Here is a 15,147-nt window from a genome sequence, read left to right on the forward strand (position 1 = left end):
ATTTAATCAGAACGTAAAAAACATCATTGCGAGTGTTAGCGAAGCAATCCAGAACGGATCTTCGTTTACTTGCAGGAATGGATTGCTTCACTGCGTTCGCAACGACGACTTATTTGCAAGAAATTAAAAATTCCTTCACAGAACCAAAAGATTTATTATCATTTTAAATAAATAAACCCTAGCCAGAGAATCAACAGTTTATGTTTAAAATAAAGCTGCCTGTTGTTCAGGCAAGTTCCATTTAGATTATCTGAATGTTTTACTGCCATGCGAGGAATGAATGAAACTCTGACAAATATGATTAATCGACATGAAATACCTCATATACAATTGAATTTAACGCAAAATAGCTTTACTATTTGCACAAAATTTTTAACGATATCATTATGACTAAACAAGCTATTATTATTGGAATTTCCGGGCCATCAGCATCGGGTAAAAGTCTTTTAGCAAATACTATTGTGAGCGAACTTGGCTCAGAGCAGGTAGTAGTGATCTCTGAAGACGCATATTATAAAGATAACGGCCATATGCCTTTTGGTGAACGTGAAAAAATAAACTACGATCACCCGGATTCATTTGATCATGCGCTACTTTGCGACCATCTGCGCCAGCTTAGAATGGGAAAATCTGTAGATATACCGATTTACTCTCATTCGAAACATTTACGCTTACCTGAAACCAGAACAGTAGGTCAACATGCGATTATTGTTTTAGAAGGAATTTTGCTATTCAGCGACAAAGCCCTTAGAGAAATTATGGATATTCGCATTTTTATGTCTACCCCATTGGATGTATGCTTAACCCGACGTTTAAAACGAGATGTTGTTGAACGCCATCGCTCTTTTGAGTCAGTTCTCCACCAATACGAAACAACGGTCAGGCCTATGTATTTGCAATTTATAGAACCATCGAGCCGATATGCCGATATTATTGTACCTCGCGGTGGTGAAAATCGAATTGCCATTGAAATGATTCAAGCAAAAATGCGCGAATTGCTCGCATCACATACTACTAAATAAGAGTAAGACGAAGGAGAATACTGTGGGATTTTTATCTGGAAAAAAGGCCTTAATTATCGGATTAGCAAGTAATCGTTCCATTGCCTACGGAATAGCAAAAGCATTTCATGCTCAAGGGGCGGAACTCGCCTTCACCTATCAAAATGAAAAATTACAGTCTCGTGTTGAAAACATGGCGGCTGAATTTAATTCTACGCTAACTTTCCCTTGTGACGTTGCTCGGGATGAAGACATCAGCGCTTTATTTACTAACCTGGGTAAGCATTGGGATAAATTTGATATTCTGATCCATTCGGTAGCCTATGCTCCAGCAGATCAAATCAGTGGTGATTTTATTGAATGCTCTAATAGAGAAGGATTTAGAATTGCTCACGACATCAGCGCATACAGTTTGGTAGGCTTGGCTCAAGCTGCATTGCCAATGATGGAGGAAACGCAAGGCTCTATATTAACCTTAAGCTATTACGGGGCAGAGAAAGCAGTACCCAACTATAATGTTATGGGTATTGCAAAAGCAAGCCTTGAGGCAGCAGTACGTTATCTGGCAGCAAGTCTGGGTCCACGAGGGCTAAGAATCAATGCTATATCAGCTGGGCCGATTAAAACGCTTGCCGCAGCAGGTATCAAAGATTTTCGCAAAATACAGGCAGCCTATGCAAACATTACTCCACTGCAGAGAAATGTTACAGCTGATGAAGTTGGAAATACAGCAGCATTTCTTTGCTCTGACCTGGCGTCAGGAATAACCGGTGAAGTGGTTCATGTGGACGCAGGTTACCATGCTGTTTCAACAATGAGTGAACTAGGTTAATCGGATACATTCAGACTGCCTGGCAGCTTAAATATCTGAAATAACCTATCAATTTAGACTGGTTCCCAGCGCCACTGTCTCTAGATGATATCTGTGGCTGCACAGTGAATTTATCCGGCATTAATCCAGAAATGTCGGATAACAACCCTAAAGCACTGGATCCAGCGATAAAGTCCTGAATGATCTCCACTTTTTTTAGCGTAGGTTGGGCCTTGGATCAAAACTACAGAAATCCGAAGTGCAACATTAGTCCCCATCTTAACCGAATTCCCGCGGCTATGACCGCGGGATCCAGGAGTTGTAGCCTGTTTGCAAGCAAACGGGATCATGCTTTCTCAAGCTTCTAAAACGAAACTTATAGTTTGTGATTAAAATCCTGGTTGCGAGCAACCAGGCATAATTGAGACATAGTTGATCAATGATGTTGGCATTGAAGTATGAGATCTCGCGGGCTTCGCAGCGGGAAGTCGACTTAGATTTATTTAAAGGCAGCTACCTGATGCTGAGACATACTTGATCTAGAGTGAAAAACTGGACTGATTTGTTGAAGATTCTGTTGCTCGCAAACAGGATTGTTTCGAACGTATCTCGTTACATTGTAATGCTTGTAAAGTAATAGTTTCTAATGGGTATAAATCAACAGAATTGATGGTAACGATAGACTTAATTACTAAAGGTACTGATACAGTATCAGTTCAATAAAATGCCTATCGTTGCCAAATGAAAATCTTAAATTTTAATGACGCTCAATTTTAGCTTGTTTCAGCAAGGCGTTTACATACAAATCGTAATCCATCATGCCATAACTTGCTTCAATTTGCTGAATCAGGCTCTCCTGTTGTTCCTTGTCCAGTGAACTCAATTTTCCATCATTGATTCGCTTAAGTCGGACTACGACGTAATCACCATTATTCAGGATGAGACCATCACGACTTTCAGGTCTAAGTAGATTAAAGGCCAAATCATTAATTACAGTATCAGCCTTATCACTATCACGAGAAGATTGAACGACTGACTTCCATTCCAATTGATTTGATGTCATCAGATCTTTTTGTTTTTCATCTTCGACTGGATTTAATAAATTCATTCCCACTTCTTTCGCTTTAGCATCAGCCTGAGATTTTGCAATGGTCTTTTCAATTTGCTCACGAACATCAGCCAGCTTTTGTTTTTTCGAGGGAATATGCTGATTAACTCGAATGACAACAACAGAATCGTTATCCAATTGTATTGGATCGCTATTATTACTTAATTCGAGTACATCATGGCTAAACGCCGCATTAATGACTTGCTTGTTTTTAGTAATAGCATCACTACCTCCCAAACGAGAGAATGGCTCTGATGTTTGAATTTTTAATTTCAAAGCATCCGAAACAGGATTTAAAGTATCAGGAGTCTGATAACTTAAATCTGAAAGCTGTTCCAAAGCCTGCGCATATTGTGTTTGTGCCATGTCAGTTAAAAGCTGTTCTTTAATTGTTGAAGACACCTGTTCCAACGATTTGGTAGTTACAGGTTTGTAGGCTATTAATTTAAAAATCTCCAGACCATGCTTCGTTTTTACGGGTGCAGAAATCTGACCTTCCTCGGTCAGATCAGATAACACTTTAGCATAATCAGTTTGACCTGCAGTTATCCAGGGCAGAACTCCCTTATCCGCGACAGAAAGCTTATCATCAGAAATTGTAGAGACCATGTGTTCAAACTGTTTTGGATTTTCTTCCAGCTGAGCATAAGCATCATCTGCATTCTTTTGAATTTTTTCCTGTTCTTCCAGAGTAGCGCCCTCAGGTACAGCAAATAAGATATGCGCTACCTTCCACTGAGCAGGTGTAAGATAATTATTTTTATTTTCTTCATAATAACGAGCAACATCGTCATTGGAAATTTTTAAACGCGATTTAATATCATGCATTGATAGTGTAATGTAATCTACAGTAACTTGCTCTGGAGTCCTGAACTCATTTTGATGTGCTTTATAATAAGCATTTATATCATCTCCGCTGACTTTAATCTGCTTAAGAAAATGAGATGATGCTACGGTTAGGTAATCATAGTCACGCGTTTGCATGTACAATCGAACAAAACGCTTAATTTCATCAGGTAATGCAAACGAGTTACCCATAAAAGCATAGCGCTGCTGATTGAGTAACATCCCCTGACGCACCTCATTTTGAAAGGTTTCAGGAGTAAATAAAGCACCACTTAATGCCTGCTGATAACGCTCACTTGAAAAATGTCCGTCCACCTGAAATTGTGGAATATTAAGAATTGCGGCATTCGCTTGATCTGTAGTCACTTCAAATCCGTATTTGCGAGCAGCCTGGAGGGTTACTTCATTAGTAATCATTTGATTAAGGACTTGATTTTGCAGATTTTTTTCATCTGACGCGGTCATCTGTGCCAAATCTTGCTGAGCTCGAGTACGTCTGTAGTTAGTTTCAAATGATTGATTGGTTATTGGCTCATTGTTCACTACAACCTTGGCATTGGATGTTTGATGCGATTGCAAATAATAATCCACACCAAAAAGAGTAAATGTGATAGCGATTAATATGATGACTAACCAAGCTACAACACCTTGAATGCGTTCATTTAACTTCTGCAACATGTCCCGAGATCCATTAATGATATTTAATAAGCTTGATAAAGGCAGATAGTACCATAAGCTGATAAAAAAAACGCGCCTTTCGGCGCGTTAATCTGGCGGAGTGGACGGGGCTCGAACCCGCGACCCCCGGCGTGACAGGCCGGTATTCTAACCAACTGAACTACCACTCCAATTCATGGTGGGTGCTGTAGGGATCGAACCTACGACCCTCGCCTTGTAAGGGCGATGCTCTCCCAGCTGAGCTAAGCACCCAGAAAACTTAAGCTTCTTGTACAGCTTCTTTAAGGTTTTTACCCGCTTTAAATTTCGCTACTCTAGATGCTTTGATCTGAATAGTTTTCCCTGTTTGTGGGTTTCGACCAGTACGTGCTGAACGATTACCTGTTGAAAAAGAACCAAATCCAGGTATTACAACTTGATCGCCACTTTTTAAGGCATCAGTTACAGTAGTCATAAAAGTTTCAAGAACTCTGCTTGCGTCAGCTTTTGTCAAACCTGAACCGCTTGCTATAGCATCAACTAATTCACTCTTATTCATCTTTTCCCCTTTACAGTTAATCATCCATATTCCGGAGCCATTTAAACAGATTTAACTGCTCCAGTCAAGTTCCTACATCCTTGCAGTGCCCGCCAGTGGCGGACTACGAGGAGAAATATACCCTTAATTAATGTGCATGTAAATCATTATTTTTAATTTTTTTTGATTTCTTATTCGCTAACACCTCAGATTGTACATTTGTTGACTGATCTACCCAAGGACTGCGTTGTAAAGCCAGCTCAAGAACCTGTTCAATGGTCTTAACAGGGTGAATTGAGAGCTTTCTTAAAACGTTATCAGGTATCTCTTCAAGGTCTTTTACATTGTCTTCAGGTATCAGTACATGTTTAATTCCACCTCGATGGGCAGCCAATAATTTTTCTTTTAAGCCGCCTATGGGCAAAACTTGTCCACGCAAGGTAATTTCACCGGTCATTGCGACGTCCGCCTTCACGGGAATTTGTGTCACCACAGATACAAGAACTGTAGCCATACCGATTCCAGCACTAGGTCCGTCTTTTGGAGTAGCTCCTTCAGGCACATGCACATGAAAGTCACATTTTTCGAAAAAGTCATCAGCCAGACCCAGTTTCTTGGCTCGACTTCGAACTACTGTCATCGCCGCGTGTATGGATTCCTGCATCACCTCACCTAATTGCCCAGTATGCGTTACTTTACCTTTACCTGGCATCATGGATGCCTCGAGGGTTAATAACTCACCTCCAACACTGGTCCAGGCTAATCCGGTTACTTGGCCTACCTGATCAAACTCTTCAGCTAAACCATATCTGAATTTTTTCACACCCAGATACTTTTCAATATTGCTCACCGTTACAGTGATTTTTTTTATTTTTTTGTTGGAAAGAATTTCTTTAACTACTTTTCTGCAAACGCTCGCTATATCTCGTTCGAGGTTACGAACACCAGCCTCCCGCGTGTAATGTCGGATAATGTCTCTAATAGCACCTTCACTGATATGAATTTCATTTGTATTCAATCCATTCGATGCAATTTGTTTTGGTACCAAATACTGTTCCGCAATACTTACTTTTTCATCTTCGGTATATCCTGCAAGACGAATCACTTCCATTCTATCCAGCAAGGGAGCAGGAATTTCAAGAGAATTGGCTGTTGCAATGAACATAACGTCACTCAAATCATAATCAACTTCAAGATAATGATCGCTGAAAGTATGATTTTGCTCTGGATCCAGAACTTCCAACAACGCTGAAGCAGGGTCTCCACGAAAATCCATTGCCATCTTGTCGACTTCATCGAGCATAATAAGCGGATTCTTGACACCAGCTTTACATAGCTTCTGAATTATTTTACCTGGCATGGAGCCAATATAGGTTCTTCTATGACCGCGAATCTCCGCTTCATCTCTTACACCACCAAGAGCAATACGAATAAATGTACGTCCAGTAGCATTTGCAATAGATTGTCCCAAAGAAGTTTTACCAACCCCTGGAGGGCCTACCAAACATAAAATAGGACCTTTCAAACGTTTGACACGCTGTTGTACTGCCAGATATTCGATGATTCGTTCTTTAACCTGTTCCAAACCATGGTGCTCTTTATCCAATAATTTTTCTGCTTTGAGCAAATCAAACTGGATTTTATTTTTTTTCTTCCAGGGAACCATCAGCATCCAGTCAAGATAATTGCGAATGACTGTTGCCTCTGCAGACATAGGTGACATCATTTTTAATTTATGAAGTTCAGCCAACGATTTTTCTTTCGCTTCCTTGGGCATTCCGGCTTTATTAATTGATTGCTCCAGCTGTTCAATTTCATTGCCCTCTTCGCCCATTTCCCCTAATTCTTTTTGAATGGCTTTAATTTGTTCATTGAGATAATATTCTCGTTGACTTTTTTCCATCTGTCTTTTAACGCGGCCTCTGACTCTTTTCTCAACATGTAAAAGATCAATTTCATTTTCAATCGCGGCCATTAAGCGTTCCAGCCTAGTGCCTACATCCAAAGTTTCGAGCAACTCTTGCTTGTCATCTACCTTAAGAGTTAAATGAGCGGAGATGGTATCAGCCAATCGACCTGGTTCTTCAATACTGGCCAAAGGTGATAATACTTCTGGTGGTATTTTTTTATTTAATTTAATGTATTGTTCAAATTGAGACATCAAGGAACGCATTAAGATACCAATTTCTGGTTCTTTTAATTCCTGATTCACTTCTTCTATAGGATCAAGTAAAGCCTCAAGATACCCTTTTTCCTGATTGTATTCTTTTACTCGAGCACGCTTTTCTCCCTCAACAAGTACTTTTACTGTACCATCAGGAAGTTTTAGTAATTGCAAAACACTGGACAGCGTCCCTACCTGAAAAATATCATCCGGAGTTGGATCATCATTAGCCGATTTGCGTTGAGCAACCAGGAAGATCTGTTTGTTATCAACCATTGCCGCTTCAAGGGCTTTGATTGATTTTCCACGTCCGACAAATAGAGGTATCACCATATGAGGGTAAACCACTACATCTCTTAATGGTAAAACAGGAACGTTAGACATATTTGTCGTCTCACTTAATATCATTTCATTTTCACTAGACATGATGAACCCTTATTCAAACGAAAAGCCTTGATTAGAATTTTGCTACGTTTTATATGAGTATACAGATATTAAAGCCAGTGAACAATTCGTTAAATGAGCGATAAATTATTGATTTTCTGGTAACAAATTCAAAAGTGCTTCTAACTTGTTAACATAGAACAATGTCAACACATCTACAAATGTTCGCCTGTTTTAGAACGATGAGGGATGAAGATTTGAATCCCATAGTGACTGATTTTCACTATGAGATTCAATAGACACGAGTTATTCCTTACTGCCTGCGGCGCTTATCATCTCTTCATGTTCATAAATAAGAATAGGTTTGGATGAATTATTCACTACACTCTCATCTATAACAACCTTATTCACCCCTTCTAATGAAGGTAATTCATACATGGTGTCTAAAAGAATATTTTCAAGTATAGCTCTCAAACCGCGAGCGCCCATTTTTCGTTCCAAAGCTTTTTTAGCGATTGCTGTCAAAGCTTCGTCCCTAAATTCCAGATCAACATCTTCCATTTTGAAGAGAGACTGGAATTGCTTGGTCAATGCATTTTTAGGCCGAGTCAGAATATCAATTAACGCAGCTTCATCCAGTTCCTGTAGGGTTGTAACGACAGGTAAACGGCCAACAAATTCAGGAATCAATCCGAATTTAACTAAATCATCAGACTCAAGTTGGTTTAGGACTTTAGAAACTTCTTCACTATTGTCTTTTTTATTTTTTAATTGTGCAGAGAATCCGATGCCTGATTTGTCACTTCGTTCGCGAATCACTTTTTCCAGGCCAGCGAATGCGCCTCCGCATATAAATAATATATTTGAAGTATCTACCTGGAGAAATTCTTGCTGTGGATGTTTACGTCCACCTTGAGGCGGCACGGAAGCAATTGTTCCTTCGATCAGTTTGAGTAAAGCCTGTTGCACGCCCTCACCAGAAACATCTCGGGTAATGGAAGGATTATCTGATTTCCTTGATATCTTATCAATTTCATCAATATAGACTATTCCTTGTTGCGCTTTATCAACGTCATAATCACATTTCTGCAATAATTTTTGAATGATGTTTTCAACATCTTCACCAACGTACCCTGCTTCAGTTAAAGTGGTGGCATCAGCCATGGCAAAAGGAACATTTAAGATTCGTGCGAGAGTCTGTGCCAGCAATGTTTTACCACTCCCTGTCGGACCAATGAGTAAAATATTACTTTTACCCAGTTCCACACCATCCTCACTCTTGTGCTGCAAACGTTTGTAATGGTTATAAACAGCTACAGACAATACTTTTTTAGCATGTGGCTGTCCTATAACATATTCGTCAAGAAAACTTGAAATTTCTTTAGGTGAAGGTAAATGGGCTTCTGTTTCTTCCTGAACTTCATGTGTTTCTTCTCGAATTATATCATTACATAACTCAACACATTCATCACACACGAATACAGAGGGTCCTGCGATAAGTTTTTTAACTTCATGCTGACTCTTGCCACAAAAAGAACAATATAGAACTTTATCTCCACTTCCGTTACCGGATTTACTCATAACCTAACCCCTTCTTACAGCTACTACCAGATTAATTAGTAATATACATGTAAAATTTTAGTCAATCAGAAAAAGATAAGCCAATTAAATAATGCCAATTCCGCAAAAATCAAGCGGAATTAGCATGAATATCGATTGGCTAGTTACTCAGATGTACCTGATACAAGCTCTCGATCATAAAGAACCTTATCAATCAGTCCATAATCAACTGCTTGAGAAGCGCTCATGAAATTATCTCGCTCAGTATCACGCATAATTTGATCAGGTGTTTTTTTGGTATGTTTCGCCATAATGCTATTTAAACGCTCTCTAACTGCCAGAGTTTCACGCGCATGAATTTCAATATCCGTTGCCTGGCCTCTATAACCGCCGAGGGGTTGGTGAATCATTACTCGTGAATTCGGAAGGCAAAAACGTTTACCATCCGCACCAGCACAGAGTAACAGGGCAGCAGCACTTGCTGCCTGACCGATACATAAAGTGCTTACATCTGGTTTAATAAATTGCATTGTGTCGTAAATAGCAAGACCAGCAGTAACGACACCTCCAGGTGAATTGATATACAGAGAAATATCTTTCTCAGGATTCTCAGATTCAAGAAACAATAATTGGGCAACTACCAGATTGGCCATATGGTCTTCGACTTCACCCAAAAGAAAGATAATTCTTTCCTTCAACAGTCTTGAGTAAATATCATATGAGCGCTCACCTCGAGATGTTTGCTCGATAACCATTGGAACTAATCCACTAGCACTTCGAATTAAGTTATCTGAATAGCCCGGCATACTTAGTCTCCTTTGTTCTCAGTGCCCTTTTTGGGATTCATCACTGAATCATAATCCTTATTTTTATATTTAAGCTTTGCATCTTCGGCGATTTTATCAGCAACCATATCTTCCATCACCAGAGCTTCTATTTCAGCCATATGTTCTTTACTGGATTGATACCATGCTCTTAATTCATCAGGACTTTCATAAGCACTGGCGAATTTATCAATCATAGCATTAACTCTGTCCTTGTCTGCAACTATTTCATGTTTTTTAACATATTCTGAAAAGAGCAAGCCAAGATGAACGCGACGTTTTGCCTGTTCTTCAAACAGTTCACGAGGAAAATCAGGAATTTGTTCATCGTCTTTGTGTTCATGTCCAAACAAGCGATGATACATGTCGTGTTTTAAGTGTTCGATTTCTTTATCAATTAAAGCTACAGGTAAATCGATGGTGTTTACTTCCATCAGCTTATCAAACAGTTTTTCTCTGTTCATCATGTCGACACGACGCTCGAGTTCTCGAACCATGTTGTCTTTAATGTCTTTTTTGAGCGCCTCAATACCGCCTTCCTTGATATTGAATTTTTCTGCGAACGCATCATTGAGTTCAGGTAATTTACCTTCCATCACTTTACGGACAGTAATCTTGAATGTAGCTTCTTTACCTGCTAAATCTGCATGACCATAATCTTCAGGGAAGTTCACTTTAATATCAAAAGGCTTGTCTTTTTTGCCGCCAATAATTCCATCTTCAAATCCAGGGATCATTGCTCCAGAACCGATGATCAATTCATGTCCCTCAGCGCTGCCGCCTTCGAATGGTGTGTCGCCAAGGAATCCTTGGAAATCAATAACAACCTTATCACCTTTCTTAACCGCATGGGATGCTTCATGCCATTCTTTATTTTGCTCAAGTAATTTATCCATCATGTCGTTAACGTCTTTATCGGTAACTTCCGAACGTGTTAACTCAACAGTGGCTTGATTCAATTCTGCAACTTCAAATACTGGCATTACTTCAAATACTGCGGTATATCGGAAATCTTTGCCCTGCTCAACCTGTTCAGGCTCAACATAAGGATAGCCTGCGGGAACCAGTTCATTTTTTTGTAGGGCTTCAAATAATGTAGACTGTACCATTTCTCGAGCGACTTCTTCCCGTACGCTGTCAGAGTAGCGGCTCTTAACTACATTCATAGGTACTTTTCCGGGACGGAAACCATCAACCTTAACTTTGCGAGCAAGATTTCTGAGACGTAAGCTCACTTCTTCCTCAACTTTCTCTGCAGGTACAGAAACTGTTACCTTACGCTCCAAACCTTTTAAGGTCTCAACAGAAACTTGCATTAATTCACCTCTTGGAAATTATCATGAAATGGTGCGAAAGGAGAGACTCGAACTCTCACGGGTTGCCCCGCTGGAACCTAAATCCAGTGCGTCTACCAATTCCGCCACTTTCGCAATCAGGTTGGATTATCAATCAGTAATTCAGTCTTGTAAAGACTCAGATGGAATCTTTAGCGCTAGACTTTTAATTTATTTACAAATGGGGTGAACGATGGGACTCGAACCCACGACAACCGGGATCACAACCCGGGGCTCTACCAACTGAGCTACGCTCACCATAATAATTTTCCAGCAAACTTAGTACAACATGACGGCTGGCGCGCCCGGCAGGATTCGAACCTGCTACCCTCGGCTTAGAAGGCCGATGCTCTATCCAGATGAGCTACGGGCGCTTAATTGGTCGGGGAGGAGGGATTCGAACCCCCGACATCCTGCTCCCAAAGCAGGCGCGCTACCAGACTGCGCTACACCCCGTTACCCGTCCAAGGACAGAGCGCAGATAATACTAGCTCATATCACCAACGTCAATAACCTAAAGCATTAATTTTTTATTAAATGTTTAATTTAATTTAAATCTTATTCCTTTTGATTTCAAAAAGATCATTTTAGAACATTATTGCCCTTCTATCTAAATCATGTAATTTAAGCTAGCATTAACAATCATGGACTTAACTCTGAATTATGAACACTATACTGTTACCTTTATTCGATAATCTTACTTATCTGCATAAAAACCACGAACACGTGATTTTACCGGATACCCGATTTCAAAATGACTTTAATTACACCTTAAGCTTTCTTAAAAGTTATACTGGAAGCCAGGGAACATTTAACAGCTACCGCCGCGAAGCCGAACGCTTGCTTCAATGGTCCTGGCATGTGAAAAAAGCAACAATTGACGAACTAAAACGGGATGACATTGAAGAATACATCCATTTTTGTCAAAACCCGCCCAAATCCTGGATCAGTTTGAAAAAAGTACCACGATTCATAGAAAAGGACGGCAAACGAATCCCCAATATAGAATGGCGTCCTTTTGTTGTTACTATCAGTAAAACATCTATAAAAAATGGTCATAATGCATCTCTGGATCAATTCAGTTTATCTCAAGGTGCAACCCAGGAAATATTCGCCATCTTAAGTACCCTGTTTAATTTTTTAATAGCTGAAGAATATGCTGTTTCCAATCCCGTAGCACTTATCCGTCAAAAAAGTAAGTTCATTCGCAAAAGACAACACAATGCACCGATACGGCGTTTAAGTCTTTTACAATGGAATGAAGTATTGCATGCTGCGGAATCAATGGCAGAGGAGTCACCAGAAAAGCATGAGCGTACTCGATTTATGTTAAGCTTGCTATTTGGTATGTATTTAAGAATATCGGAACTCGCGGCCAGTGATCGCTGGATTCCCAGTATGAATGATTTTGCCAAAGACAGTAATGGCCATTGGTGGTTCACTACTGTGGGTAAGGGAAATAAGGAGCGGCAGATTGCAGTGAGCGAGGCAATGTTGGAAAGCCTGACTCGATGGCGTTTATTTTTAGGGTTAACTCCCCTGCCCTCACCTGCGGATAACTCCCCATTAATTCCCAAAATTCGGGGAAATGGCCCCATGAGTGATACCGCTCCTATTCGCAGGATTATTCAGCGTTGTTTTGATTTGGCAGGTGAACGTCTTCGTCAAAAAGGACTTTCTGAAGAAGCCGATAATTTATCAGCCGCTACAGTGCACTGGTTGAGGCATACTGGAATCTCTGAAGACGTCAAAATTCGACCACGAGAACATGTTCGGGATGATGCAGGGCATAGCTCCAGTGCGACCACAGATCGATACATCGATATTGAGAAGCAAGCACGTTATCAATCTGCACGAAACAAAACTATAGAACCCAGCGATTAGAATGTTCACAGGGATGTGTCGACAAACCGTTAAATCATTCTGTTAACTATGGTAAAATTAGCTATTAATATCTGTTCAATGGTTCATGATGCTTACCCTTCGTCAAATTACTCTCTCTCGTGGCAATAAAATTTTACTGGATAAAGCCGACGTCAGCCTCTATGAAAAGCAGAAGATTGGTCTTATTGGTCATAACGGCTGTGGCAAATCGACTCTATTCGACTTTTTTCTTGGAAAACTGAACTCAGATACAGGCGAATATTTAATTAATCCACAATTAAGTATCAGTCACTTATCACAGCAGTTACCTGACAGCGATGAGAAGGCTCTGGATTTTGTTCTCGCAGGCGATGAAGAATATATTAAACTATTGGCTCGTTTGGCAAAAGCCGAGCAGTCAGGTAATGATGCTGAAGTACTGGCGTGTCATGAAGAACTAAGCCATAGCGGTGGTTATAGCAAACCGGCTCAGGCCGCTACGATTATGTCTGGTTTAGGTTTCAGAGGAGATCAACAAAACGCACCAGTCAATAGTTTCTCCGGAGGCTGGCGTATGCGGCTAAGTCTCGCACGTTGCTTGATGAAACCAGCCGCATTACTGTTACTTGATGAACCGACGAACCATCTGGATATGGAAGCCATATTTTGGCTTGAGCGTTTTTTGAAACAAAGTCCAAGTACGATTATTTTGATATCGCATGACAGAGAGTTCCTCGATGCCTTTGTAACTCATATTTTACATATCGAGCATCAAAAGCTTAATTTATACTCTGGAAATTACAGTTGCTTTGAAAAAACTCATGCCCAACAATTAGCATTACAACAGATAATGCACGAAAGGCAGCAAGCTAAAATTACTCATATGATGTCCTTCGTCAATCGATTTAAAGCAAAAGCGACCAAAGCCAAGCAGGCACAAAGTAGATTAAAAGCAATTGAAAAAATGGAGATTATTGCCGCAGCACAGGCTGATTCCCCATTTTCTTTCGAATTCTTTCCCTGTCCTCGAGCAGGTAATCCATTGATTCAGTGTAATCTGGTGGATGCAGGGTACCAAACTCCAATTTTGAAGAAAATTAACCTCTCCCTGAACCCAGGAGATCGAATTGCATTGTTAGGGCCAAATGGTGAAGGTAAATCCACTTTAATTAAAACATTAACCGGAGCGTTACCTACTTTAAATGGAACCATTCATCGATCAGCCCATTTAAAAATCGGGTACTACGCACAGCATCAATTGGAACAATTGGATTGTCAATTAAGTCCTGTTGAAACCATTCAGATCCTGTCTCCTGAAGTCAGAGAACAAACCATCCGTGATTTCCTGGGCGGCTTTAATTTTATAGGAGATATGGCAGTCCAGCCCATTCAACATTTTTCAGGCGGTGAAAAAGCACGCCTTGCGCTGGCAAAGCTTGTTTGGCTTAAACCCAATCTGCTCCTGCTTGATGAACCAACAAACCATCTGGATTTGGGAATGCGATCTGCAATTGAACTCGCATTACAAAGCTATGAAGGTGCTTTAATTCTTATTTCGCATGACAGACATATGCTGAAAACAAGCGTGGATAATTTTTATTTAGTCCATAACCAAAAAGTACAGCCTTTTGATGGTGATCTGGATGATTATTATTCCTGGCTGCAATCTAAAGATGTAAAAACAACAACCTCATCTCAAACAACAAATGACTATAAAGAAAAAAAAGTAATTCAAAACCGCTTAAAAAAACTGGAACAAATCATTGATCAATTACAGAATGAAATTAAAAAGCTGGATATACAACTGGCTGATCCGAGTCTCTATGAAAACAGTAATCAGCAGAACAATTTAAATCAGTTAATAAATCAAAGAGACAAAAGTATTTCTTCCTTGCATCAATCAGAGGAGGAATGGTTGGACTGTTGCACTATATTGGAACAAATGTACTAAATTAACTAGCGCAATAACCCAACCGGAGTCAAAACAGCGTTCTATTGCTGATGATGGTATCAAAAGACTTGAGGCCAGCATCAGCAATTCTGGATGATTGAAAACA

10 protein-coding genes and 6 tRNA genes are annotated in these 15,147 nt (G+C 40.0%); 4 read left to right on the forward strand and 12 right to left on the reverse strand.

Annotated elements, in window-relative coordinates; all coding sequences use genetic code 11:
• The first annotated feature begins 386 nt into the window (after window positions 1-386).
• Both udk and ELY21_RS13490 read left to right on the forward strand, forming a co-directional pair.
• Window positions 387-1,022 carry a uridine kinase gene (udk, locus tag ELY21_RS13485; protein ID WP_028383099.1) on the forward strand — a complete coding sequence of 212 codons (636 nt, stop codon included), beginning with the start codon at window positions 387-389 and terminating at the stop codon, window positions 1,020-1,022.
• Between the two features lie 22 nt (window positions 1,023-1,044).
• Complete coding sequence (locus ELY21_RS13490) at window positions 1,045-1,833, forward strand: enoyl-ACP reductase (RefSeq protein WP_127110293.1); 789 nt, start codon at window positions 1,045-1,047, stop codon at window positions 1,831-1,833.
• Window positions 1,834-2,569: 736 nt separating this feature from the next.
• Here ELY21_RS13490 and ELY21_RS13495 read toward each other — a convergent pair.
• The 12 genes from ELY21_RS13495 to ELY21_RS13550 form a co-directional block, all read right to left on the reverse strand.
• Complete coding sequence (locus ELY21_RS13495) at window positions 2,570-4,444, reverse strand: SurA N-terminal domain-containing protein (protein ID WP_127110295.1); 1,875 nt, start codon at window positions 4,442-4,444, stop codon at window positions 2,570-2,572.
• Window positions 4,445-4,537: 93 nt separating this feature from the next.
• Window positions 4,538-4,614 (reverse strand) — tRNA-Asp (locus ELY21_RS13500).
• Window positions 4,615-4,620: 6 nt separating this feature from the next.
• Window positions 4,621-4,696: transfer RNA gene (locus ELY21_RS13505), tRNA-Val, on the reverse strand.
• Window positions 4,697-4,703: 7 nt separating this feature from the next.
• Entirely contained in the window at window positions 4,704-4,982 is a 279-nt protein-coding gene (locus tag ELY21_RS13510; RefSeq protein ID WP_028383104.1) for an HU family DNA-binding protein, read from the reverse strand.
• 127 nt (window positions 4,983-5,109) lie between these two features.
• Window positions 5,110-7,551 (reverse strand): endopeptidase La, encoded by a 2,442-nt coding sequence (gene lon, locus ELY21_RS13515; protein ID WP_127110297.1) that lies wholly within the window; start codon window positions 7,549-7,551, stop codon window positions 5,110-5,112.
• A gap of 264 nt (window positions 7,552-7,815) precedes the next feature.
• A complete protein-coding gene (gene clpX, locus ELY21_RS13520; RefSeq protein WP_028383106.1) occupies window positions 7,816-9,090 on the reverse strand; it encodes an ATP-dependent Clp protease ATP-binding subunit ClpX in 1,275 nt (424 codons plus the stop codon).
• Between the two features lie 143 nt (window positions 9,091-9,233).
• Entirely contained in the window at window positions 9,234-9,875 is a 642-nt protein-coding gene (gene clpP / locus ELY21_RS13525) for an ATP-dependent Clp endopeptidase proteolytic subunit ClpP (RefSeq protein ID WP_028383107.1), read from the reverse strand.
• A 2-nt stretch (window positions 9,876-9,877) separates the two neighbouring features.
• On the reverse strand, window positions 9,878-11,209 hold the full coding sequence (tig, locus tag ELY21_RS13530) for a trigger factor (RefSeq protein ID WP_028383108.1): 1,332 nt from the start codon (window positions 11,207-11,209) through the stop codon (window positions 9,878-9,880).
• A 29-nt stretch (window positions 11,210-11,238) separates the two neighbouring features.
• Window positions 11,239-11,323 (reverse strand) — tRNA-Leu (locus ELY21_RS13535).
• A gap of 86 nt (window positions 11,324-11,409) precedes the next feature.
• Window positions 11,410-11,485, reverse strand: a tRNA-His gene (locus ELY21_RS13540).
• 39 nt (window positions 11,486-11,524) lie between these two features.
• Window positions 11,525-11,601: transfer RNA gene (locus ELY21_RS13545), tRNA-Arg, on the reverse strand.
• Between the two features lie 5 nt (window positions 11,602-11,606).
• Window positions 11,607-11,683, reverse strand: a tRNA-Pro gene (locus ELY21_RS13550).
• A 207-nt stretch (window positions 11,684-11,890) separates the two neighbouring features.
• On the opposite strand from ELY21_RS13550, the gene ELY21_RS13555 reads away from it, so the two are divergent.
• Both ELY21_RS13555 and abc-f read left to right on the forward strand, forming a co-directional pair.
• Window positions 11,891-13,111, forward strand: a complete 1,221-nt coding sequence (locus ELY21_RS13555; RefSeq protein ID WP_127110299.1) for a site-specific integrase — start codon at window positions 11,891-11,893, stop codon at window positions 13,109-13,111.
• 88 nt (window positions 13,112-13,199) lie between these two features.
• A complete protein-coding gene (abc-f, locus tag ELY21_RS13560; protein WP_127110324.1) occupies window positions 13,200-15,041 on the forward strand; it encodes a ribosomal protection-like ABC-F family protein in 1,842 nt (613 codons plus the stop codon).
• The last annotated feature ends 106 nt before the right edge of the window (window positions 15,042-15,147 follow it).

Source organism: Legionella sp. km535, assembly GCF_003990085.1.
In the GTDB taxonomy this organism is placed as follows: Bacteria; Pseudomonadota; Gammaproteobacteria; order Legionellales; family Legionellaceae; genus Legionella; species Legionella moravica.

What these genes read in the sequence shown, in the direction of transcription:
- udk (WP_028383099.1), top strand. Translation starts at nt 387, where the DNA reads ATGACTAAACAAGCTATTATTATTGGAATTTCCGGGCCATCAGCATCG.
- ELY21_RS13495 (WP_127110295.1), bottom strand. Translation starts at nt 4,444, where the DNA reads ATGTTGCAGAAGTTAAATGAACGCATTCAAGGTGTTGTAGCTTGGTTA.
- ELY21_RS13510 (WP_028383104.1), bottom strand. Translation starts at nt 4,982, where the DNA reads ATGAATAAGAGTGAATTAGTTGATGCTATAGCAAGCGGTTCAGGTTTG.
- lon (WP_127110297.1), bottom strand. Translation starts at nt 7,551, where the DNA reads ATGTCTAGTGAAAATGAAATGATATTAAGTGAGACGACAAATATGTCT.
- clpX (WP_028383106.1), bottom strand. Translation starts at nt 9,090, where the DNA reads ATGAGTAAATCCGGTAACGGAAGTGGAGATAAAGTTCTATATTGTTCT.
- clpP (WP_028383107.1), bottom strand. Translation starts at nt 9,875, where the DNA reads ATGCCGGGCTATTCAGATAACTTAATTCGAAGTGCTAGTGGATTAGTT.
- tig (WP_028383108.1), bottom strand. Translation starts at nt 11,209, where the DNA reads ATGCAAGTTTCTGTTGAGACCTTAAAAGGTTTGGAGCGTAAGGTAACA.
- ELY21_RS13555 (WP_127110299.1), top strand. Translation starts at nt 11,891, where the DNA reads ATGAACACTATACTGTTACCTTTATTCGATAATCTTACTTATCTGCAT.
- abc-f (WP_127110324.1), top strand. Translation starts at nt 13,200, where the DNA reads ATGCTTACCCTTCGTCAAATTACTCTCTCTCGTGGCAATAAAATTTTA.